Here is a 21,013-nt window from a genome sequence, read left to right as displayed (position 1 = left end):
AGGATGAAGCCATATGACTAAAAGAGACCATAGCGAATATCATGTCATAGAACGTACTGTGACGTATCACGAGGACGCCGCGGCGCTGTTCCAGGCCCTCGGCGGAACCGCCTCCGCGGGTGCCGCGCTGCTGGAGAGCGCGGACATCTCCACCCGCTCCGGTATTAGCTCCCTTTCCGTCCTGGATTGCTCCCTGCGGCTAACCTGCCGCGGGCAGGACGTGGAAATCACTCCGCTCAGCGCGTCGGGGGAAAGGATCTACACCGAGCTTCGGGAGGCGCTGGGGGACTACGCCACCAAGGAGGGCTTCCGGTTTCCGCCCTCGGAGGCCGCCGAGGAGGGGGAGAGGCTCACCGACATAAGCAGCGTGGAACCCCTACGCCGGCTTCAGAACCTGCCCGGTTTCCCGCCCGGCCTGCCGCTGCTCGTGGGCGGCATAGCCTTCGATTACCTGGGCACCTTCGAACAGCTTCCCCCGGTGCGAGATTCCGCCAATACCTACCCGGACTATCAGTTCCACATGGCGGAGGTGGCGCTGGAGATCAATCACCGCGAGCGCACCGCCATGGTGCGGGCGGTCGCGGCGGGGGAGCACGAGGCCGCCGTCCGGCGCCGGGTGGACGAGCTGGCGGAGAGCATCGCGATGTTTCACGTGAAACACGCCGAGGACGCCACCGCTGTCGAGGGAGTTGTGCGGGCCACCGCCCAAACCACCGACGCCGAGTTCCGCGCCCAGGTCGAGGAGTTGAAGCGACACATCGACTGTGGGGACGTCTATCAGGTGGTGCCCGCCCGCGCGTTTACCGCCGAGTGCCCGGACGCCTTCGCGGCCTATCTGCACCTGCGGGACACCAACCCCAGCCCCTACATGTTCTATCTTCGGGGCGTCTCCGCCGATGCTCGCCCCTACGAGCTCTTCGGTGCCTCCCCGGAATCCAACCTCAAGTTTGAGGCCGCCTCCCGCACCCTCGAGCTTTATCCCATCGCCGGAACCCGTCCCCGCGGCCTCCACCCGGACGGATCGGTAAACCACGAGCTAGACATTCGCCACGAGCTCGCCATGCGCACGGACGCCAAGGAGCTTTCCGAGCACACCATGCTGGTGGACCTCGCCCGCAACGACCTCGCCCGCGTGGCCGAGCCGGGCACCCGCCGCGTGGCCGACCTACTCCAGGTCGATCGCTACTCCCGGGTCATGCATCTCGTCTCCCGCGTCACCGCCACCCTCGCCCCCGGCCTCGACGCCCTGGACGCCTACCGCGCCTGCATGAACATGGGCACCCTCACCGGGGCGCCTAAGCTGCGCGCCACGGAGCTGCTGCGGGGCGTCGAGAAGCGGCGACGCGGCTCCTACGGCGGCGCCGTGGGCTACCTGCGCGGGGGAGGAGACATGGATACCTGCATCGTGATCCGCTCCGCCTTCGTCCAGGACGGCACGGCCGTGGTCCAGGCCGGGGCCGGGGTGGTGCGCGATTCCGATCCCCAATCCGAAGCCGACGAAAGCCTGCACAAAGCCTATGCCGTCCTGCACGCCCTGGCCCTAGCCGCCGGCAAGAATCTGGAGGTTCTCCGATGAACGCGGCCTACATCGTCCTCGTGGATAACCACGATTCCTTCGTCTACAACCTCGTCGATGCCCTGCGCACCGGCGGGCACCGCTGCACCGTGTTCCGCAATACCGTGCCGGTGGCGCAGATCGCCGCCGCCGAGCCCGACCTCCTGGTGCTCTCCCCGGGACCGGGTCATCCCCGGGAGGCGGGAACCATGATGGATACCCTGGCGCTGGCGCTGGAGCGCCGCATCCCGGTGCTGGGAATCTGCCTGGGCTTCCAGGCGCTCCTGGAGCACTTCGGCGGCAACGTGGTGCCCTGCGGGCCGGTTCATGGCACCACGGACGTGATGCGCCTGACCCCCGCCGCGGCCGCCTCCGAGCTTTTCCGGGGACTAACCATCGACGCTGAGCCGGACCAGCCCGAGGATCCCGGGCGCGCCGTGCCCGTGGCCCGGTACCACTCCCTCGGCTGCACCACCGTCCCGGCCAGCATGGAGGCCCTGGGATGGTCGGATTCCCGGATCGGTGAGGTGGTCATGGCCGCCCGCTGCACCGACCACCCCGCCATCGGCCTGCAATTCCACCCGGAATCCGTGCTCAGTCCCAGCGGACCGATCCTGCTCGACCGCCTCATCGACCACCTCCTCACTCACCGAAAGGCAGCAGCGTGACCACCCCGGACGCCCTCCGCACCCTCATCGCATACCTCGACGAGCCGCATCCCTCCGCCCAGCAGGCCCAGGAGGTCTTCACCCCCCTCACGGTGGGGGATTACGACGACGTGCACATCGCCGCCCTCCTCACCGCCATCCGCACCAGGGGGGAGAGCCCGGCCGACATCCTCGGGGCGGCCCGCGCCTTCCTCGCCGCCGGGCATCCCTTCCCCGTCACCGGGGCCGGGATCACCGACACCGCCGGCACCGGCGGGGACGGCCTTAACACCATCAACATCACCACGGGAGCCTCCCTCGTCGCGGCGGCGGGCGGGGTGCCCATGATTAAGTGCGGTAACCGCTCGGTCTCCTCCGCCTCCGGCTCGGCGGACGTCCTTGAGGCCATGAACATCCCGTTGGATCTCGACCCCGAACGCGCCGTACGCCAATTCCGGGCCTCCGGCTTCACCTTCCTCTTCGCCCCGGCCTATCACCCGGCTATCGCTCACGTGCAACCCGTGCGCCGCGTGCTGAGGATCCCCACCATCTTCAACGTCCTCGGCCCGGTGCTCTCTCCCGCGCGGCCGGAGTTCCAGATCATGGGCGTGGCCAACCCTCGACTGGGGGGCATGCTGGCAGAGGTGTTCCGCGACCTCGGCCGCACCCGGGCCCTCGTGGTGCACGGCTCCGGCGCCGACGAGATCGCCGTGTGGGGGCCCACCCAGGTCTGGGAGCTCACCCCCTCCGGGGAGATCGAGGAATACACCCTGACCCCGCGGGAGATGGGCCTGGACACCCACGACCTCGGGGACCTCACGGGCGGCGATGCCCGCGAGAACGCCCGGCACCTCTACGCCGCCTTCGAGGGCACCGGCCCCGCGGCCCATCGAGAGGCCCTGGCCGCCTCCGCCGGGGCCATGTTCTACGTATCCGGGCACAGCCCCACGATTCGTCAGGGCGTGGAGCGCGCCCTGGACACGATGGCGGACGGCACCGTGACCCGGTGGCTGCGCACGCACGAGGAGGCCGACTATGCCCACTAGGCTTCCCACCGTCCTGGAGGGGATCGTCACCGCCCGGCGCACGCACCTGGCGGACATTCGGGCACGCATCTCCCACGTGGATCCGGCGACCCTGCCGCGTTCCACCCGCTCCCTCTACCGCCACCTCGGCGGCGGGGAGCAGGGGAGCGCCGCGCGCGCCAACCGCTTCATCATGGAGTGCAAATCCTCCTCGCCCTCCCTGGGGGTCATCCGCGAGCACTACGAGCCGGGCGCCATCGCCGCCGTGTATTCCCGCTACGCCTCGGGAATCTCGGTACTGTGCGAGCCGGAGCGCTTCGGCGGAGATTACGACCATCTCGCCACCGTGGCGGCCACCACGCACCTGCCGGTGCTCTGCAAGGACTTCATCATCGACCCGGTGCAGATCCACGCCGCTCGCTACTTCGGGGCCGACGCGATCCTCCTCATGCTCTCGATCCTCGACGATGACGCCTATGCCGCCCTGGCGGCGGAGGCGGCGCGCCTCGGCATGGACGTCCTCACCGAGATCATCGACGAGGACGAGGTGGCGCGCGCCCTCCGCCTGGGCGCGCAGATCGTGGGCATCAATCACCGCAACCTCCACGACCTTTCCATCGACCTCTCGCGTTCCCGGCGCCTGGCGGCCCTGCTGCCCGGGGACGTGGTGGTGGTCTCCGAATCCGGCATCCGCGATCGCGCCACCGTCTCCCGCCTGGGTTCCCATTCCCACGCTTTCCTAGTGGGCTCGCAACTCACCGGGCAACCCGACATCGACCGCGCCGCCCGCCGACTGGTCTTTGGCGAGAACAAGGTCTGCGGCCTCACCCGCCCCTCGGCCGCCCAGGCGGCCCGAGCGGCCGGGGCGGTGTACGGCGGGCTGATCTTCGAGGAGGCCTCCCCGCGCCATGTTTCACGTGAAACGGCCCGGGCCATCATCACCGCCGAACCCGGACTCGATTACGTGGCCGTCTCCCGTCGCACCGACGGGTGGGCGAAGCTCATCGAGGGAATCGACGTCACCGCCGTTCAGCTGCACGCCCCCTACCGGGGTTCCTCGGCGGGGGAGCGGGCCCTGCTCGATTCCGTCCGCGCGGACCTCGATAGCCACGGGCGCCGGGACGTCCGCATCTGGCGCGCCGTCTCCATGACCCACCCGGACGCCGACGCAACCGCTCGATACCTCGCCGCCCTCGCCGGGGAGCCGGGCGACGAGGAGCGCGGCGGACTCCTGGATCGGCTCGTGCTCGACTCCGGGGCCGGCGGCACCGGCCGCGCCTTCGACTGGGCCCGAGTTCCCGCCGAGGCCCGACCCATCTCCCTCCTCGCCGGGGGCCTCCACGCCGAGAATCTCGACCGCGCCCTCGCCGTGGGCTGCGCGGGCATGGATCTCAATTCCGGCGTGGAGTACGGGCCGGAATCCGGCCCGTGGGCCGGGCACAAGGACGCCGCCGCCCTACGCCGCGCCTTTCTCCTCATCCGCTCGCACAGCTCTCAGGCTCCTGAAGAAGGGAAGTAACTCTCACCATGTCCTCTACCCACCCCCTGCTCCCGGCCTATTTTGGGGAGTTTGGCGGCCAATTCGTCCCCGAATCCCTGATTCCCGCCCTCGATCAGCTGGAAAGCGCCTTCGTGGAGGCCCTCCGCGACGAGGCCTTCATGCGGGAGTACCGCGCGCTCCTGCGCGATTACCTCGGGCGGCCCACACCGCTCACCGAATGCCGCAATGTTCCACGTGAAACGTCGGCGGACTCCCGCGTACGCATCTTCCTCAAGCGCGAGGACCTGGTGCACGGCGGCGCGCACAAGACCAACCAGGTGATCGGCCAGATCCTCCTAGCCAAGAAGATGGGCAAGAAGCGCATCATCGCGGAGACCGGGGCCGGCCAGCACGGCACCGCCACCGCCCTGGCCTGCGCCCTGCTCGGCATGGACTGCGTGATCTACATGGGAGCCAAGGACGTCGAGAGGCAGCAGCCCAATGTCTACCGGATGAAGCTCCACGGGGCCACCGTGATCCCGGTGGACACCGGCTCCGGCACCCTCAAAGACGCCGTGAACGAGGCACTGCGCGATTGGACGGCCACCTTCCACGAGTCCCACTACCTGCTGGGCACCGCCGCCGGACCACACCCGTTCCCCACGCTGGTCAAGGAGTTTCACCGCGTGATCTCCCAGGAGGCCAAGGCGCAGATCGTCGAGCGCACCGGCGCGTTGCCGGACGTGGTGGTGGCCTGCGTGGGCGGTGGTTCCAACGCCATCGGCATGTTTGCGGAGTTCATCGACGAGCCCTCCGTGGAGCTCGTGGGTACTGAGGCGGCGGGGGAGGGCATCGAGTCCGGGCATCACGGGGCCACGATCACCAACGGCCAGGTGGGCATCCTCCACGGGGCACGCTCCTACCTCATGCGCACCGCCGAGGGACAGGTGGAGGAGTCCTATTCCATCTCCGCCGGCCTGGACTATCCCGGCGTGGGCCCGGAGCACGCCCACCTCGCCGCCACCGGCCGCGCGCGATACGTGGGCATCACCGATGCGGAGGCCATCGAGGCCTTCCAGATCCTCGCCCGCCGGGAGGGGATCATCCCCGCCCTGGAGTCCTCCCACGCCTTCGCCTACGCCCTCAAGCGCGCCCGCACCGCGCGGGATGAGGGCCGAGACCTCACCATCCTGGTCTCCCTCTCCGGGCGCGGCGACAAGGACGTCGATCACGTGCGCCGCACCCTCGACGAGCACCCGGAGCTCGTGCTCCCCGAACTCACCCTGGAGGAAAACCGATGAGCCGCTTTAGCACCCTGTTCTCCCACCTGCACGACGAGGGCGCCTTCGTGCCCTTCCTCATGCTGGGCGATCCCTCCCCGGAAGACTCGCTCGACATCGTGTGCACCCTGGTGGCCGCCGGTGCGGACGCCCTGGAGCTCGGCGTCCCCTTCTCCGACCCAGTGGCCGACGGGCCCACCATCCAGGCCTCGCACGTCCGCGCGCTGGCCGGGGGAGTGGGCCTGGCCGATGCCCTCGAGCTCATCCGCACCATCCGCGAGGAGTTCCCCCGGCTACCGCTCGGCATACTCGTGTACGGCAACGTCCCCTTCTCCCGCGGTCTGGACGCCTTCTACCGCGAGTTCGCGGAAGCCGGGGCGGACGCGATCCTCCTGCCGGATATTCCCGTCCGGGAGGGCGCCCCCTTCGTCGCGGCCGCCGAGCGCGCGGGGGTCGACCCCGTGTTCATCGCTCCGGCGCAGGCCTCCGAGGCCGTGCTGGAATCCGTGGCCACCCACTCCCGGGGCTACATCTACGCCGTATCCCGCGACGGGGTCACGGGCGCGGAAAAGCAATCGGAAACCACGGGTCTCCGCCGGGCCGTGGAGCACGTCGCCCGCTTCGGCGGCGCGCCCATCCTGCTCGGCTTCGGCATCTCCCGCCCGGAGCACGTCCGCGCGGCGGTACGGGCGGGCGCGGCGGGGGCCATCACCGGCTCCGCCATCACGAGGATCATAGAGCGGCACTGCGTGCCCGACCCCTCGCGCCCCTCCCACTCCGAGCACGGCCTCCCCGCCTTCCGCGTGGGGGACCCAACGGCCCTCCGGAAGGAACTAAGCGACTACGTGCGCGAGATGAAAAAGGCAACACTGTGACGTAACCGGCTTAGGCTCCGCTTGCTTTCCCGGCGGGGCCGAGCGGCGCATACTGAGAGGCATGGTCGAATCCCCGCATCCCCCGTGCAGCCGGCGCCTCTTCCTCTTGGGGAGCGCCACCACCTTCGCCGGGGCGGTCCTCGCCGCCTGCGGTTCCAGCCCCACCGCGGAGATCGCGGCGGACGATGTCCCCGTGGGCAGCGCCGTGATCGTGGGAGACTTCATCATCGCGCAGCCGGAGGCGGGCACCTACCGGGCCTACTCCACCACCTGCCCCCATCAAAGCAGCACGATCACCGAGGTGGAGGGGGACACGGTGCGCTGCCTCACCCACAATTCCGTGTTTTCCCTCGCCGATGGCTCAGTGGTCTCGGGGCCGGCCCGCACCGGCCTCGCGGAGGGCACCGTGGAGAAAAACGGCGCGGATCTCAGCCTGAGCCTTTAAAATCTCCAGGATGAGTCTGCTGAAACGCCAGGATCCCCTCATCTTCCTCATCATCGCCGCCGTGGCGGTGGGCATCGTGGCCCCGGCCCGAGGCTCCTTCGCGGACGCCTTTTCCGCGGCCACCTCCGCGGCCATCGCGGTGCTCTTCTTCCTCTACGGGGCGCGCCTGTCCACCCAGGAGGCCCTGCGGGGCCTCTCTCACTGGCGGCTACACCTGCTGATCCTCGCCTTTACCTTCCTGGTTTTTCCGCTCCTCGGCCTCGCGCTCCGGCCGCTCACGTTCTTCCTCTCGCCGGATCTTTACCTGGGAATCCTCTTTCTTACCCTGGTGCCCTCCACGGTGCAGTCCTCGGTGGCCTTCACCTCCATCGCCAGGGGGAACGTCGCCGGGGCCATCGTCGCGGCCTCGGTGAGCAACCTCGCCGGGGTGGTGCTCACCCCGGTGCTCGTGTTCCTCCTGATGAACTCCCGCTCCGGCCTGCATATCGACGCCTCCGTCTTCCTCGACATCGCCCTCCAGCTGCTCATCCCCTTCCTCCTGGGGCAGGTGGCGCACCGCTGGGTCAAGGGATTTGCCGCGCACCGGGCCACCAAGATCGTGGATCGCGGTTCCATCACGATGGTGGTGTACTCCGCCTTTTCCGCGGGCATGGTCGGCGGCGTGTGGCAGTCCACATCCGTGGGGGAGATCGTCTTTCTCACCGTCTTGTCCGTCGCCCTGGTGGCGTTCATGCTGTGGCTCACGCGCGCCACCGCGCGGCGCCTGGGCTTCGATAGGGAAGACACCCTGGCCATTCAGTTCTGCGGCACCAAGAAGTCCCTGGCCTCGGGCCTGCCGATGGCCTCGGTCATCTTTGGGGGTTCGGCGCTGGGGCTTTTGATCCTGCCGCTGATGATCTTCCATCAGGTGCAGCTGATGATGTGCTCCTGGCTGGCCGCCCGCTACGCCCAGCGCGCCGAGGCGGCGGGCTAACATGGGCCCATGAGTTCCCCCCTCTTCATCCGCACCATCCTCACCATTCCCGGCGCCGGCACCGCCACGCACGTGGCCGAGCTCCATCCCCTCGGCGCCGAACGCTGCCGGATGGCCCGCATCGTCGAGGTCGATCCCTCGGGGCGGCCGACGGGCGCGGCGGTGGGGGATCGCCACTACGGGATGGATACCCCGCCCCAGGAGATCGTGCCGCATCCCGATACGTATGGCGCCTTCCCCGACGTATCCGCCGAGGAACTGAGCGCGGAGGAGTTTCGGGCCCTGTGGGCGCGCGCCGTCGCTGCCTTCCCCGGCCTGGACACCTAGAACACCGCGTTCACCAGCAGTATGTACAGCGCCGTGCCCCCGAGGATGGACAACCCGGACTGACGCCTCCAGGCGTGCAGGCCCAGGGTGGCCGCGCCCGCCAGCAGGCAGGCCCACAGGCCCCCGGGGTTGTGCGCCTGACCCGCCACGGTGTAGACCACCAGCACCACCATCACGCCCACGGGCATGGTCAGGGCCAGGGTGCCCATGAAGCGGCTGTGCCGGAGCATTTTCTTGGCGCTGTAAGGGAATTGCCGCAGCGCCACGGTCACCATCGCGATGGGCAGCAGCACCGCCGCCACCGTCGCCGGGCTCACGCCCTCGGGCAGGCCGAGATCGCTCATTTGTCCCCCTTAGGCGTCACGCCGCGGGATTCCCGCCACCGGAAGCGCACCACGAGGATGAAAAAGTACAGCGCCAGCGCCGCCATGAGCATCTGGCCCGGTACCACCAGGGCCGCCGCCACGGCCAGGGTCCCGGCCACAAGCGGCAGGGAGGCATCCCGGTTATTGCGGAAGGACTCCCACGCCAGCACGATGAAGAGCGCCGTGAGGGCGAAGTCCATACCCTCGATATCCGCCGGAATCACCTGGCCCAGCAGCGCACCGAGGATGCCGGGAACCACCCAGAGCACCTGGCACAATGCCTGGATGGTGAGCACCCGCACTCCGCCGAGCCGTCCCGGGGGATGGGCGGAGACCACGGCATAGGATTCGTCGGTCAGCGCGTAGGTGGAGTACGCCCGCGCCGCCGCCGAGGGGATGGCATCGCGGGGGAAGGTGAGGCCATAAAAGATGTGGCGGAAGTTCACCATGAATCCGGTGAGGGCGGCGGAGAGGGGGCCGATGCCCGAGGAAACCAGGTTGATGGCCAGGAACTCCATGGATCCGGCGTAGATCACCAGGGAGAAGATCGGCGTCCACCACCAGGCGTAGCCGGATTGCACCATGAGCATGCCGAAGGCCAAGCCCAGGGGGATCAGGCCCAGGCCCACCGTCCAGGTATCGGCCAGGCCCGCTCGGATCTCCTGCCATGTTTCACGTGAAACATCCCGCGGGCCCCGCATTAGTTTTCCCCGGGATCGACGGGGTAAGTGGAAAAGAGCGGCAGCGGCATGGGCTGACGGCGCAGGACCTCCGCCCACAGATCCGATCGCCCCGGGGCCACCACGTCGGAGGGGAGGGCCGGGGCTACGTACCAATCACCGCGCTCGATCTCCTCCTGCAGCTGGCCCGGCCCCCATTCGGCGTACCCGGCAAAAAGGCGCATGCCCTCGATGTCCTCGCTCAGATCCTCGGGATCTGCGCCCAGATCCACCATCACCAGCCTGGTGGCCAGGCGATTGAGATGCGGATGCTTATCCACCTCCACACCCTGGGCGGGAACCCCCACGCCCACCACGGACTGCTGCTGCAACGGCCCGCCGATGTAAAGCGCCTGGGGCTTGGCCACCAGGCTCAGCCACTCCGGCATGACGTTATACACGGCCAGATCGCTGCGGGAGGCGAGATTGACGCCAAAGGTCAGCGCCTCATTGTGCTCCAACACCAGCACCACGGAGCGGGCGAAGGCGGACGACTCCGTTCCCGGTGCCGCCACCAGAAGCATGCCCGGCGCCGGATCGTTGCGCTCCAGGGCCTTCAATAATCTATCCGCGTAGTAGTCCTCGGCCACGGCGCCTCATCCTTCCTCTGTTCCGATTTCCGCATGAATCTCGCACTAGCCGGACTGCCGGGCCCACCATTCCCGCAGGAGCGCGACGGCCTCGTCGCGCTCCATCGGCCCGCGCTCCAGGCGCACCTCCTTGAGGTAGGCCCAGGCCCGGCCCACCTCCGGGCCCGGCCTTAGGCCCAGGATCGCCATGATCTCGTTGCCGTCCAGATCCGGACGCACGCGGGCCAAGTCCTCCCTGGCCTGGATCTCCTCGATCCTTTCTTCCAGGCGATCGTAGTTGGCCTGCAGGCGGGCCGCCTTCTTTTTATTCCGGGTCGTGCAGTCCGCCCGCACCAGTTTGTGCAGGCGCGGCAGCAGGGGACCGGCGTCGGTAACGTAGCGGCGCACCGCCGAGTCCGTCCACTGCCCCTCGCTGAACCCGTGGAAGCGCATGTGCAGAAACACCAGCTGACCCACGTCCCCGACCATCTGCTTGGAATACTTCAGGGCCCGCATCCGCTTGCGCACCATCTTCGCCCCCACCACCTCGTGGTGATGAAAGGTCACCCCGCCGCCCGGCTTGGCGGCCCGGGTGGCGGGCTTGCCCACGTCGTGCAGCAGCGCCGCCCAGCGCAGCACCAGGTCCGGTTCGTGTCCGGGTTCCTCCTGGTCGATGGCCTGGCGCAGCACCGTCATGGAGTGAGCGTAGACGTCCTTGTGCTGCAGGTGCTCGTCGGGGGTCAGGTGCAGGCCGGCTACCTCGGGAAAGACGATCTCCGCGATCCCGGTGCGCACGAGCAGCTCCCAGCCGGCCTCGGGGTGACGGCCGGCCATGAGCTTATCGAGCTCCGCGCGCACCCGTTCCGCGGTGATCCGCCGGATCTCCCCGGCCATCGTCCGCATGGCCGCCGCCACGCGCTCGGCCACGCGCACCCCCAGCTGGGAGACGAAGCGCGCCGCGCGCAGCATCCGCAGGGGATCGTCCGAGAAGGATTCCTCCGGGGCGGAAGGGGTATCGAGCACGCCGGCGCGAAGGGCGGTAAAGCCGTCCATGGGATCGTGAAAACGGCCCTCCACCTCACTGTCCTTCCCAACAACCAGTTCCACCGCCATGGCATTGATGGTGAAGTCCCGGCGCACCAGGTCACCCGCCAGGGTATCGCCGAAACGCACCTCGGGGTTGCGCGTTACGCCGTCGTAAGAATCGGAGCGGAAGGTGGTGATCTCTATCTGCTGGCCATCCTTCTCCGCGGAGACCGTGCCGAATTCTATGCCGGTGTCCCACACCGCCGGGGCATAGCCCTCCAGGATCTCCTGGATCACCGGGGGGCGGGCGGGGGTGGTGAAGTCCAGGTCGTGGCCCAGGCGACCGAGGAGGGCGTCGCGCACGGAACCACCCACGAGATAGAGGGATTCGCCCCGCCGCGCGAAGGCCCGCACGAGGCCGCCGAGCACCGGGGTGAGCTCACGCACCGCGTGTTCGGCCCGTATGAGCATGGCGGCTTCCCCGAGTTCGGCCTGGGACTGCTGTACTTCCTGGTTTTTCACCCGCCTCATTCTACCTGCCGCGTCCCGGCCCGCCCCGGGCACGACCACCCCGGGCGCAACTGCGAAAGTACCGCCGCCCGCCCCGAGCGGATACCATCTAGGTGATGAACGACAAGGACGAGCGCGCACACCGGCCTGGGCCCCGCCAGGCGACCAGCGGCTCGGGCGCGCCCGGAGCATCCGGCGGTCGCCGGCGGCGACGCGGGCGGGGGCGTTCCCAGCGCGGCACCGGAACCACCACGACCGCCTCCACCGGGGGAGAGGCCACCGCGGCATCGACGCCCCGACCCGCGGGCGGCGCGGAGGGTTCCAGGGAGGCCGCCACTCGTCCTCGTCGCAGGCGTCGCCGCCAGGGTGGGGGCGCCGGGAGCACCACCTCGCAGCGCTCCGGCGGGCGGCGCGGACAGCGCGGCGGCGGCCGGCGTCGCTCCGCCGCGCGCAGCGGAAAGGGAGGCCGCGGCGGGAACCGCAGGGGGGGCCACCCCCGCAAAAACGCGGCCGCCGCCTCGCACCTCGATACCCGGAGAGAGACCTCCGCCGGAGGCCTGGTGGTCTCCGGCCTGGCCGAGGCCGTGGCCACCGATGGCAGCGTGGATCTTTCCCGCGTCTACGTCGCCCTCATCGGTCGGCTGGATCGGCGGCGGCGTCTGCTGTGGTCGATGCCCAAGGGCCACGTGGAACTGGAAGAGGATCACCGGACCACGGCGCAGCGCGAGGTGTGGGAGGAAACAGGGATCAGCGGCGAGGTCTTCGCGGACCTCGGCACGATCGATTACTGGTTCGTCTCCGAGGGCGTGCGCATCCACAAGACGGTGCATCACTATCTGCTGCGCTACGTGGACGGCTACCTCAACGACGAGGACCCGGAGGTCACCGAGGTCTCGTGGATCCCGGTACACCAGCTCATCGAGCACCTCGCCTACGCCGACGAGCGCAAGCTGGCCCGGGTCGCGCACGACATCCTCCCCGACCTGGCCCGCGCGGAAAAGCGGGCGGGAAGGCACACCCCCCGATGATGCTCCCGGGACTGCTCTCCCGCGCCGCGCCGCGCCGCGCCGTCGGCACGGTCATCCTCGGCGCGGCGACGGCCCTGTGCAGCGCCTTTCCGCTCGCCCCGAGCGCATCGGCTGACATCCTGCCCCTCTCGCCCACGGCGGAGGCCTCCCGGGAGCTCTGGGCCAACCCCCTGGTGCGCCCCGAGGAGGATCGTGGTCCGGTGCGCGTGACGTTGCTGGGCATCGACGGGGCGATCCGGGCGCACCTGGAACCGGGCCAGCAGGTGCGGCTGCGGCTGCGGCTGCGCAACGTCTCCGACGCCCCGGTGACCCAGCTCTCCCTGCAGCTGCGGCGCGCGGCGGCGGTAGACACCGTCGCGCAGGCCCGCCAGGCGCTCGCCCAGGACTTAAGCACCTACACCACACCCCTGAGCCCCCTGACGGTGCCGGGCCCCCTGGCCCCGGGGGAGGAACGCGAGGTGGAGCTGCGCGCCGCCACCGATCCCGGGGCGGGGGAGAGCCTGGCCCTGGAGCCGGATTCCGCGTATCCACTGGCCGTGGTGGCCACCGCGGACGCCGACCCGCCGAGCACGGAGCGCTTCGTGGTGGACACAAACCCGCGCCCCCGCCTCACGCCCGCCGCGCCGGAGGACAATGACTCCGCCGAACCCGGCCCCCAGGGGCTGTCGCTGCTCTATCCGCTCTCCGAGGCCACCCACATCGTTCCGGGCGAGACGGGAGAGGCGCCGGAACCCGCGCGGCTGATCCTCAGCGAGGATTCCCTGGCCCGCTCGCTGTCCGCCGGGGGGCGCCTGCACGAGCTGCTGGACGCGTACGAACAGGCCCTCGTGTCCGCCCCGGTGGCGGAATCCACCTGCCTGGCCCTGGACCCGGCCCTGCTCAGCGCGGTGTCCCGGATGCAAGACGGCTACACCGTGGCCCCCACCCGGCACCGCCTGGGCGAGCCCACACGCCGCCTGCGCGATAGCTGGGGTTCGCGCTCCGACGCCCCCTCCGGGTCCCCGGGCGCGGGGGGACAGCCCGCCCGGGAGTGGTTGGCGCGGCTGAGCCGTGTGGCCGCCGGCCGGTGCGTGGTGGCGCTGCCCTGGGCCAACGCCGACCTGGACGCCGTGCAGCGCACCGCCAATCCCTGGCTGATGCGCGAGGCCCTGCAACGCGGCCAGGAGGTCATCTCCCGGGTCGTGGGCGTGCAGCCGCAGCGCGGGGTGGTGATCCCCGGATCGGGCTACGTTTCCGAGGTCACCGTGCCCGCGCTGGCCTGGGCGGATCAACCCGGGGATCTCACCGAGGCCTGGGAGGCCAGCGCCACAGCGGGCGGCCGGGCGGCCGGGGAGGCAGAACACGGATCTGATTCCACCCTGGATTCCCCGGCCCTTCCCGACGCCGCGGCGGGAACTCACCCCCAGCCCCCGCAGCAGCCGGTATCCGTGCTAGTGGCCGACAACACCGTGTGGTCGGCCCCCGAGGTGGATCGCTTCGCCCAGATCGGCACCGGCATCCGCGCCGTGACTTATCCCGCTTCCCTCGCCGCCACGCTCGCCGCCACGGGGGAGGACCCGGCCACGGCGGGGTACTCCAATCCCGAGGGCCGCTTCGATCTCACCCTGGATTCCGCGGCCGCACGCCGGGTCACGGCCGCCGCCGCAGTGCGCCGCTCGGTGGCACGGGCCCGGGAGGAAGAACAACCCACGCTCGTCGCCCCGCCGGCGGCCCTCGACGCCGAGACCGGGGCGATGCTCCTGGCGGAGGTCGAGTCCGCCCTGAGTTCCGGGGAAGCGCGCCCGATGACGCTGGGCACCTACCTCACCCCCGACGACCACCAGGCCGAGGAGCTTGCCGCCCTATCGGCCGCCGCCGTGCCCCCCACCGGCCCACGCCTGGGCGCACCGTTCCTCGACCCCTCCGCCTACAGCGACGCCGAGGTGCTGCGCACCACCCAACAGGCCAATTACACGGACGACCTCACCGGCCTGATGACCAACGATCCCAGCATCGCCCTGACCCGCTACGCCTTCACCGCCCCGCTACGCCAGGATCTGCTCGCCGCCCTGAGCACCACCCGGCGCCGCAGCATGGCGAGCTTTCACGAGTCCGTGGCCGCCACCTCGCGCCGCCTCGGCGGCAACCGGGAGGTTCTCCAGGATCTGCGCGGCTCGGTCACCCTGCTGCCGCCCGGCAACGTCTACACCCGCACCTCGGATTCCTCCCCGCTGCTCATCGTGGCCAAGAACGGGCTGCCGCTGCCGGTGGATGCCACCATGCTCTATCACACGGCCCAGGGGGCCCGGATCACGGTGCCCACCCACCTGCGCATTCCCGCCCGAGGTTCCATCACCGTGAACATGACGGCGAATATCAGCGATGAGGACGAGCAGGCCCAGATGGATCTGTGGCTGGCCTCCTCGGACGGTTCGGCCATCTCGGATCCGGTGCGCATCGCGGTGCAGACCAGGGCCAGCCTGGTGGGGGTCTCCGCGCTCTTCCTGAGCCTGGGCGGGCTGCTGGCAGCGGCCGTGTTGTTCCGCCTGGGTCGGCGGCGTCGATAAAGATTCGGTGACATTCGCGGCGCGCGGGGCCGCGTCGGTTTCCTTTCGTGCGTTTCAGCCACAACAATGGTCACTCGTGAACGCCACAGATCCGCAATTGAGGCAATCGGGTCGCGGGAGCGAGCCGGGCCGGCGAGGCCTGCGCTCGCGGATCGTGTCCCCCACGCCGCCCGCCCCGGTGCCCGAGGTGAAACGGAAACCCCGGGCCACCCCGCAGGGCGAGGTCGATCGCTCCGATCTGCGCCACGCCCCCGGGCGGGCCCTCGACGCCGGCGCCGCGCCGGGGGCCACGGGCACCCTCGAACGGCCCGCCGCCGAGCAATCCCCGCCGGGGGAGGCGGAGGGCACGCGGGCCAGCAACGGCGATGTGGTGCGCTCCACCGGCTCGATGGCGGTGGCCACCCTCATCTCTCGCATCACCGGCTTCCTGCGCACCGTGCTCATCGGCTCCACGGTGGGTACGGCGGTGGGTTCCGCCTTCAACACGGCCAACACGCTGCCCAACCTCATCACGGAGATCGTGCTGGGCGCGGTGCTCACCTCGCTGGTGGTGCCGGTGCTGGTGCGGGCGGAAAAGGAGGATCCGGATCGCGGGGCGGCCTTCATCCGGCGCCTCTTCACCCTGGCCTTGAGCCTGCTCACGGTGATCACGCTGGCAGCCGTGGCGGCGGCGCCGCTGCTGACCAGGGCCATGCTCCGGCAGGACGGGGAGGTCAATATCACCCAGTCCTCCTCCTTCGCCTATTGGCTCCTGCCGCAGATTTTCTTCTACGGCCTCTTTTCCCTGTTCATGGCGGTGCTCAACACCAAGGGAATATTCCGTCCGGGTGCGTGGGCCCCGGTGGCCAATAACGTCATCAGCATCGCGGTGCTCCTGATCTATCAGTTCGTGCCGGGGCGATTGTCCGCCTCGGCCCCCTCGGGCCCCTTCGACCCGCACGTCTTACTGCTCGGCCTGGGCACCACCCTGGGCGTGGTGGTGCAGCTGCTCATCATGCTGCCGGCCCTGCGCAGGGCGGGGGTGGATCTGCGCCCGTTGTGGGGCATCGATTCCCGCCTCAAGGAATTCGGCGGCATGGCGCTGGCCATCGTCGTCTACGTGGCCATCTCCCAGATAGGGTTCACACTCACCATCCGCATCGCCTCCAAGGCCAGCGACGCCGCCCCCCTGATCTATCAGAACCACTGGTTGCTGCTTCAGGTTCCCTACGGCATCATCGGCGTCACCCTTCTCACGGCGATCATGCCACGGTTGTCCCGCAAGGCCGCCGAGGGCGATGACCGCGGGGTGGTCGACGACCTCACCCTGGCCACCAAGCTCACCTTTATCGCCCTGATCCCCATCGTGGTGTTCTTCACCCTCTTTGGCCGGGACATCTCCTTCGGCCTGTTCCACTACGGCCATTTCGATCCGGAGTCGGCCACCATCCTGGGTCTCACGCTGAGCTTCTCCGCCTTCACCCTGATCCCGTATGCGCTCGTGCTGCTGCACCTGCGCGTGTTCTACGCCCGGGAGGAGGCCTGGACGCCCACGTTCATCATCGCGGGCATCACGGTCACCAAGGTGGTTCTTTCCTTCCTGGCGCCCCTGGTGGCATCCTCCACGGATCGGGTCGTGGTGCTTCTGGGCACGGCCAACGGCTTCGGCTTCGTGGCCGGCGCGGTCATCGGCGCGATGCTGCTGCGCCGCAAGCTGGGTTCCCTGGGATGTGGCACGATCATGCGCACCTCGGCGTGGGCCCTCGGGGCGTCGATCGTGGGCACGGCGGTCGCGGCGGGGGCGAGCGTCCTGCTGGGGCGCCTGGTCGGCGCGGAAACCCTGGGTTCCCTGTGGATCCTGGGGCGCCTGTGCATGATCGGAGTGGTGTTCCTGGTGGTCACGGGCGTGGTGTTGTCCTTCTCCCGGCTGCCGGAGGTGCAGAACCTGGGCGCGGTGGCCCAGCGGATCCCGGGTCTTAATCGCCTCATTCGCACGGATCCGGATCGCCAGATCCGGGTCGAGGCCCCCACCCAGCAGGAGTTGTCCTCGCAATTCATCGGCTCGGACACGTTCAACGCCTCCCCGGTGCCCCCGCCGATGTCCGCGGGCGTGGTGCGCGGTCCGCGCCTGGTGCCGGGCGCGCCGGTCTCTGACGGCCGCTTCCGCCTCCTGGTGGATCACGGCTCGGTGACGGGGGCTCGGTTCTGGCAGGCCAAGGAGCAGGCCACCGGCCGGCTCGTGGCGCTGATTTTCGTGGATACCAGCGGCACGTCTCCGATGGCACCGGCCAGCCCGGCGGCCGCGGCCAGCGCCGCCTCGGAGGTCACCCGGCGCACGCGCGCCCTGGCGGGGCTGCATCACCCGGCGATCGCCCCGAATATCGACGTCTCCGCCTATCGCTCGGGCTGCCTGGTGGTGGCCGATTGGGTGGAGGGAACCTCGCTCAAGGAGCTGTCCCGCTCCGAGCGGGTGCATCCCCGGGCGGCGGCCTACGCGCTGGCCCCGCTGGCGGACGCCGCCGCGGCGGCCGAGTCCGTGCACACGCCGCTGGGCCTGGATAACTGGGCTCGCATCCGCGTCACCACCTCCGGCACGGCGGTGCTGGCCTTCCCAGCGGTGCTCTCCACCGCCGCCACGGCCCAGGATCTCGACGCGATCGCCTGGGCGCTGAATCTGCTGGTGGATCGGGACGCCCCGGAGGACGTGCGGGACGTCAAGACGAGGGTGGAGGCGGCGGCCGCGGGCGAGGCGACCGGCGCCGAGGAGTTGCGCGCGCTCAGCCAGGAGCTGCGCCGAGTGGGCCTGGCCGGGGACGAGGCCGATTCCCCCGCCGCGCAGGCCCGCCGCCGGGCGGAGCCCCTGAGCGTTACCGCGGAGGCCACCCCCCAGGTGGAGGAGCGACCCGGTTTCGGCGCGAAGTCAATGACGCGCGGCGGCACCGCCGGGCTGGGCCTCGTGGTGTTCACGGCCGTGATCGCCGCGGCGGTGGTGGCCACCTATATCGCGGCGATCGTCGGCAAGCAGAACGACTCCTCCCCGGTTAATCCGGGCTCCGTGCACAGCAGCGAGGCAGCCGCCCCGCCGCAGATGCAACCGCTCAGCGCCATCAACGTGTGGGAGGCCACGGGAACCGGCGAGCGGGATCGGGCCGATCACCCGGAGAACGCCACCTACGCGGCCGACGGCAACCCGTCCACGACGTGGGAGTCCGAGGAATACCCCGAGGGCTTCCGGAACAAGCCGGGGGTGGGGCTGCTGGTGCGATTGCAAAACCCGGTTCAGGTCTCCCGGTTGGAGGTGCTCACGCCCGCCCCCGGCAGCCACGCGGCGGTCTACGCGGTGCCCAGCGGACTCAACTCCGCCCGGCTGCAGGAGGAACTGGATCTGAGCACGGTGCCGAGGGTGGGGGAGGCCACCCTGGACGCGGGGGAAACCACCATCGCCCTGACCCCCACCCCGGAGCCCACGCAGGCGCTGGTGGTGTGGTTCGACGCGGTCTCCCCGGAGACGTGCACGGTGAGCGTGTCCACCATCGAGGTGTGGGGAACCAGGGCCGGTGGCGCGGCGGCGCCGAGCGCCATCGGGGGTACCCGCCCAACACAGTAGGAGAAAACGCGCCCCGGCAGGAGGCGGGGCGCGCTGTAATGGGTGGGAGGGCTCCTCGGGGGAGGGGCCGCACATCTATCGAGGGGGAAAAGCCGTGACACTCACGCGCCATCATCATCTGTCCGATAGCCAGCTCGTGGGGGAGTACCTGGCAGGGGAGGCCGCCGCCTTCGCGGAGATCGTGGCCCGCCACGGCGCCCGCCTGCTGCGGGTGGCCCGCCGCTACGGCCGCAACGAGCACGACGCCCACGACATCCTGCAGGAGGCCCTGCTGCGCGCCTCGCAGAACCTGCACACATTCCGCCGGGAGTGCACCCTCGGCACGTGGCTGTACCGGCTGGTGGCCAACTCCGGCTACGACTTCGCCCACCACCGCCGCCTGCGCGAAGTTCCGGCGCTCGACGACGACCGCACGCCCCGCGACGCGGACGTTCGCCTGGCCTACGAACCGCTCAGCGCCATCGACACCCACCTGGTTCTCCGGGCCGCGCTCGACCGCGTCCACCCGGATCAGGCCGCCGCGCTGGTGCTCATCGACGCCGCGGGCTACAGCGTCGCCCGCGCGGCCGAGATGGCGGGGGTGCGGCCCGGCACCATCAAGTCGCGCCGCGCCCGGGCCAAGGCGACGCTGCGCAAGCTGATGGTGGAATGACAAGGCGCCGGTTCCCGTTGAGGGCCATGAGGGGTGCCCCGCGATACACTTGGGCACGGCAGACAAGGCTCCTTGCAGGAAGGCAACGAACTATGGCGAGCAACGATACGATCCACGATCTGGCCATCATCGGCTCCGGCCCCGCCGGGTACACCGCGGCCCTGTACGCGGCCCGGGCGGAACTCAAGCCCCTGGTTTTCGAGGGTTACGAGTACGGCGGCTCCCTCATGCAGACCACCGAGGTGGAAAACTACCCCGGCTTCCCGCAGGGCGTCATGGGCCCGGAGCTCATGGAGCAGATGCGCACCCAGGCGGAGCGCTTCGGCGCCGACCTGCGCATGGAGATAGTGGATCGGGTGGAGCTCGAGGGGGAGGTCAAGCGCCTGTTCGTGGGCGAGGAGGAGTATCTGGCCCGCGCCGTCATCGTGGCCACGGGCGCCGCGCCGCGCCTCTTGGGGGTGGAGGGCGAGCAGCAGTTGATGGGGCGCGGCGTATCCACCTGCGCCACCTGCGACGGTTTCTTCTTCAAGGGCCACGAGATCGCGGTGATCGGCGGCGGGGATTCCGCGATGGAGGAGGCCACCTTCCTCACGAAGTTTGCCGATAAGGTCACGGTGGTGCATCGCCGCGAGGAGTTCCGGGCCTCGCCGATCATGGTGGAGCGCGCCCGCTCCAACGAGAAGATCGAGTTCCTCACCAACAAGGTGGTGGAGCGGGTGCAGGACGCCGAGGGGAAGGTCTCCGGCCTGGTGCTGCGCGATACCGTCACCGGGGAGGCCTCCGAGCTGGCGGTTACCGCGATGTTCGTGGCCATCGGGCACGATCCGCGCTCGGGATTCCTGGAGGGTCAGTTGGAGCTCAAGGAGGGCGGCTACGTGGCCACCCACGAGCCCTCCACCCGCACCTCCGTCCCGGGCGTGTTCGCCGCCGGGGACCTCGTGGACGACCACTATCAGCAGGCCATTACCGCGGCCGGTTCCGGGTGCCGCGCCGCCCTGGACGCGCAGAATTACCTGGCCGAGTCCTTGGTTTAGACTAGGAATAACGCGGCCTTTTCAAGAAGGAGAGTACCCCTATGTCTAGTCTCGTCAGCGTGACCGAGGAGTCCTTCCGGTCCACCGTCATCGAATCCGAGGTGCCCGTCCTGGTGGATTTCTGGGCCCAGTGGTGCGGCCCCTGCACCAAGCTCACCCCGGTGCTGGAGGAGCTCGCGGAGGAATACGGGGATCGCCTCAAGATCATCAAGGTCGATGTGGATGCCGAGCGCTCCCTCGGGGCCATGTTCCAGATCATGTCCATCCCCTCCATGCTGCTCTTTAAGAACGGCAAGAAGGTGGGTCAGATCGTCGGCGCCCGACCCAAGGCGGATATCGCGGCACAACTCGATTCCGTGCTCTAGCTGCTA

The 21,013-nt window shown here is 69.7% G+C and carries 19 protein-coding genes; 15 read left to right on the top strand and 4 right to left on the bottom strand.

The annotated features are described in order from the left end of the window. The first annotated feature begins 13 nt into the window (after window positions 1–13). The 9 genes from H7347_RS07985 (at window position 14) to H7347_RS07945 (ending at window position 8,607) form a co-directional block, all read left to right on the top strand. Window positions 14–1,576 (top strand): anthranilate synthase component 1, encoded by a 1,563-nt coding sequence (locus H7347_RS07985; protein ID WP_152822991.1) that lies wholly within the window; start codon window positions 14–16, stop codon window positions 1,574–1,576. Next, complete coding sequence (locus H7347_RS07980; RefSeq protein ID WP_152822990.1) at window positions 1,573–2,223, top strand: anthranilate synthase component II; 651 nt, start codon at window positions 1,573–1,575, stop codon at window positions 2,221–2,223. Before H7347_RS07985 ends, H7347_RS07980 begins: the two co-directional genes overlap by 4 nt. Continuing rightward, window positions 2,220–3,248 (top strand): anthranilate phosphoribosyltransferase, encoded by a 1,029-nt coding sequence (gene trpD / locus H7347_RS07975; protein WP_186337391.1) that lies wholly within the window; start codon window positions 2,220–2,222, stop codon window positions 3,246–3,248. The genes H7347_RS07980 and trpD overlap by 4 nt, the downstream gene beginning before the upstream one ends. Next, the gene (gene trpCF / locus H7347_RS07970; protein ID WP_152822988.1) at window positions 3,238–4,746 is read left to right on the top strand and encodes a bifunctional indole-3-glycerol-phosphate synthase TrpC/phosphoribosylanthranilate isomerase TrpF; all 1,509 of its coding nucleotides are present in this window, start codon (window positions 3,238–3,240) and stop codon (window positions 4,744–4,746) included. The genes trpD and trpCF overlap by 11 nt, the downstream gene beginning before the upstream one ends. Window positions 4,747–4,754: 8 nt before the next feature. Beyond that, window positions 4,755–6,008 (top strand): tryptophan synthase subunit beta, encoded by a 1,254-nt coding sequence (trpB, locus tag H7347_RS07965; RefSeq protein WP_152822987.1) that lies wholly within the window; start codon window positions 4,755–4,757, stop codon window positions 6,006–6,008. After that, entirely contained in the window at window positions 6,005–6,862 is an 858-nt protein-coding gene (gene trpA, locus H7347_RS07960) for a tryptophan synthase subunit alpha (RefSeq protein WP_152822986.1), read from the top strand. Before trpB ends, trpA begins: the two co-directional genes overlap by 4 nt. 61 nt (window positions 6,863–6,923) lie before the next feature. Next, window positions 6,924–7,307, top strand: coding sequence for a Rieske (2Fe-2S) protein (locus tag H7347_RS07955; RefSeq protein ID WP_152822985.1), 384 nt, complete (start codon window positions 6,924–6,926; stop codon window positions 7,305–7,307). A 10-nt stretch (window positions 7,308–7,317) separates the two neighbouring features. Beyond that, entirely contained in the window at window positions 7,318–8,280 is a 963-nt protein-coding gene (locus H7347_RS07950) for a bile acid:sodium symporter family protein (RefSeq protein ID WP_152822984.1), read from the top strand. Between the two features lie 9 nt (window positions 8,281–8,289). Further along, complete coding sequence (locus H7347_RS07945) at window positions 8,290–8,607, top strand: hypothetical protein (RefSeq protein ID WP_152822983.1); 318 nt, start codon at window positions 8,290–8,292, stop codon at window positions 8,605–8,607. Here the strand turns inward: H7347_RS07945 and H7347_RS07940 are convergent. From H7347_RS07940 to H7347_RS07925, 4 genes are read right to left on the bottom strand one after another with little or no spacing between them, the layout of a single operon-like run. Further along, window positions 8,604–8,951 (bottom strand): AzlD domain-containing protein, encoded by a 348-nt coding sequence (locus H7347_RS07940; RefSeq protein WP_152822982.1) that lies wholly within the window; start codon window positions 8,949–8,951, stop codon window positions 8,604–8,606. The genes H7347_RS07945 and H7347_RS07940 overlap by 4 nt on opposite strands. Then, window positions 8,948–9,673 (bottom strand): AzlC family ABC transporter permease, encoded by a 726-nt coding sequence (locus H7347_RS07935; RefSeq protein ID WP_152822981.1) that lies wholly within the window; start codon window positions 9,671–9,673, stop codon window positions 8,948–8,950. The genes H7347_RS07940 and H7347_RS07935 overlap by 4 nt, the downstream gene beginning before the upstream one ends. After that, window positions 9,673–10,281 (bottom strand): YqgE/AlgH family protein, encoded by a 609-nt coding sequence (locus H7347_RS07930; RefSeq protein WP_186337390.1) that lies wholly within the window; start codon window positions 10,279–10,281, stop codon window positions 9,673–9,675. Before H7347_RS07930 ends, H7347_RS07935 begins: the two co-directional genes overlap by 1 nt. A gap of 45 nt (window positions 10,282–10,326) precedes the next feature. Further along, on the bottom strand, window positions 10,327–11,817 hold the full coding sequence (locus H7347_RS07925; protein WP_227659080.1) for a CCA tRNA nucleotidyltransferase: 1,491 nt from the start codon (window positions 11,815–11,817) through the stop codon (window positions 10,327–10,329). 95 nt (window positions 11,818–11,912) lie between these two features. Here H7347_RS07925 and H7347_RS07920 point away from each other — a divergent pair, with 95 nt between their 5' ends. The 6 genes from H7347_RS07920 to trxA all read left to right on the top strand — a co-directional run bounded on the left by H7347_RS07920 (window position 11,913) and on the right by trxA (window position 21,007). Continuing rightward, complete coding sequence (locus tag H7347_RS07920; RefSeq protein ID WP_152822980.1) at window positions 11,913–12,824, top strand: NUDIX hydrolase; 912 nt, start codon at window positions 11,913–11,915, stop codon at window positions 12,822–12,824. Next, on the top strand, window positions 12,821–15,370 hold the full coding sequence (locus tag H7347_RS07915) for a hypothetical protein (protein WP_152822979.1): 2,550 nt from the start codon (window positions 12,821–12,823) through the stop codon (window positions 15,368–15,370). Before H7347_RS07920 ends, H7347_RS07915 begins: the two co-directional genes overlap by 4 nt. A gap of 76 nt (window positions 15,371–15,446) precedes the next feature. Then, the gene (gene murJ, locus H7347_RS07910) at window positions 15,447–18,956 is read left to right on the top strand and encodes a murein biosynthesis integral membrane protein MurJ (RefSeq protein WP_370513943.1); all 3,510 of its coding nucleotides are present in this window, start codon (window positions 15,447–15,449) and stop codon (window positions 18,954–18,956) included. A 94-nt stretch (window positions 18,957–19,050) separates the two neighbouring features. Next, window positions 19,051–19,608 (top strand): sigma-70 family RNA polymerase sigma factor, encoded by a 558-nt coding sequence (locus H7347_RS07905; protein ID WP_186337389.1) that lies wholly within the window; start codon window positions 19,051–19,053, stop codon window positions 19,606–19,608. Between the two features lie 92 nt (window positions 19,609–19,700). After that, window positions 19,701–20,642: a thioredoxin-disulfide reductase gene (trxB, locus tag H7347_RS07900; protein WP_152822978.1), complete on the top strand. Its 942-nt coding sequence runs from the start codon at window positions 19,701–19,703 to the stop codon at window positions 20,640–20,642. Between the two features lie 41 nt (window positions 20,643–20,683). Further along, window positions 20,684–21,007 carry a thioredoxin gene (trxA, locus tag H7347_RS07895; RefSeq protein WP_152822977.1) on the top strand — a complete coding sequence of 108 codons (324 nt, stop codon included), beginning with the start codon at window positions 20,684–20,686 and terminating at the stop codon, window positions 21,005–21,007. Window positions 21,008–21,013 lie beyond the last annotated feature (6 nt).

The organism is Corynebacterium sp. zg-331 (genome assembly GCF_014267345.1).
Lineage (GTDB): Bacteria > Actinomycetota > Actinomycetes > Mycobacteriales > Mycobacteriaceae > Corynebacterium.
Note: the sequence above shows the minus strand (reverse complement) of the source record. Positions and strands in the feature narration are given on the sequence as shown.

Bases quoted from the DNA above. Each gene is read 5' to 3' on its own strand.
- H7347_RS07985 (WP_152822991.1), top strand. From the start codon at position 14: ATGACTAAAAGAGACCATAGCGAATATCATGTCATAGAACGTACTGTG.
- H7347_RS07980 (WP_152822990.1), top strand. From the start codon at position 1,573: ATGAACGCGGCCTACATCGTCCTCGTGGATAACCACGATTCCTTCGTC.
- trpCF (WP_152822988.1), top strand. From the start codon at position 3,238: ATGCCCACTAGGCTTCCCACCGTCCTGGAGGGGATCGTCACCGCCCGG.
- trpB (WP_152822987.1), top strand. From the start codon at position 4,755: ATGTCCTCTACCCACCCCCTGCTCCCGGCCTATTTTGGGGAGTTTGGC.
- trpA (WP_152822986.1), top strand. From the start codon at position 6,005: ATGAGCCGCTTTAGCACCCTGTTCTCCCACCTGCACGACGAGGGCGCC.
- H7347_RS07955 (WP_152822985.1), top strand. From the start codon at position 6,924: ATGGTCGAATCCCCGCATCCCCCGTGCAGCCGGCGCCTCTTCCTCTTG.
- H7347_RS07950 (WP_152822984.1), top strand. From the start codon at position 7,318: ATGAGTCTGCTGAAACGCCAGGATCCCCTCATCTTCCTCATCATCGCC.
- H7347_RS07945 (WP_152822983.1), top strand. From the start codon at position 8,290: ATGAGTTCCCCCCTCTTCATCCGCACCATCCTCACCATTCCCGGCGCC.
- H7347_RS07940 (WP_152822982.1), bottom strand. From the start codon at position 8,951: ATGAGCGATCTCGGCCTGCCCGAGGGCGTGAGCCCGGCGACGGTGGCG.
- H7347_RS07935 (WP_152822981.1), bottom strand. From the start codon at position 9,673: ATGCGGGGCCCGCGGGATGTTTCACGTGAAACATGGCAGGAGATCCGA.
- H7347_RS07925 (WP_227659080.1), bottom strand. From the start codon at position 11,817: ATGAGGCGGGTGAAAAACCAGGAAGTACAGCAGTCCCAGGCCGAACTC.
- H7347_RS07920 (WP_152822980.1), top strand. From the start codon at position 11,913: ATGAACGACAAGGACGAGCGCGCACACCGGCCTGGGCCCCGCCAGGCG.
- H7347_RS07915 (WP_152822979.1), top strand. From the start codon at position 12,821: ATGATGCTCCCGGGACTGCTCTCCCGCGCCGCGCCGCGCCGCGCCGTC.
- trxB (WP_152822978.1), top strand. From the start codon at position 19,701: ATGGCGAGCAACGATACGATCCACGATCTGGCCATCATCGGCTCCGGC.
- trxA (WP_152822977.1), top strand. From the start codon at position 20,684: ATGTCTAGTCTCGTCAGCGTGACCGAGGAGTCCTTCCGGTCCACCGTC.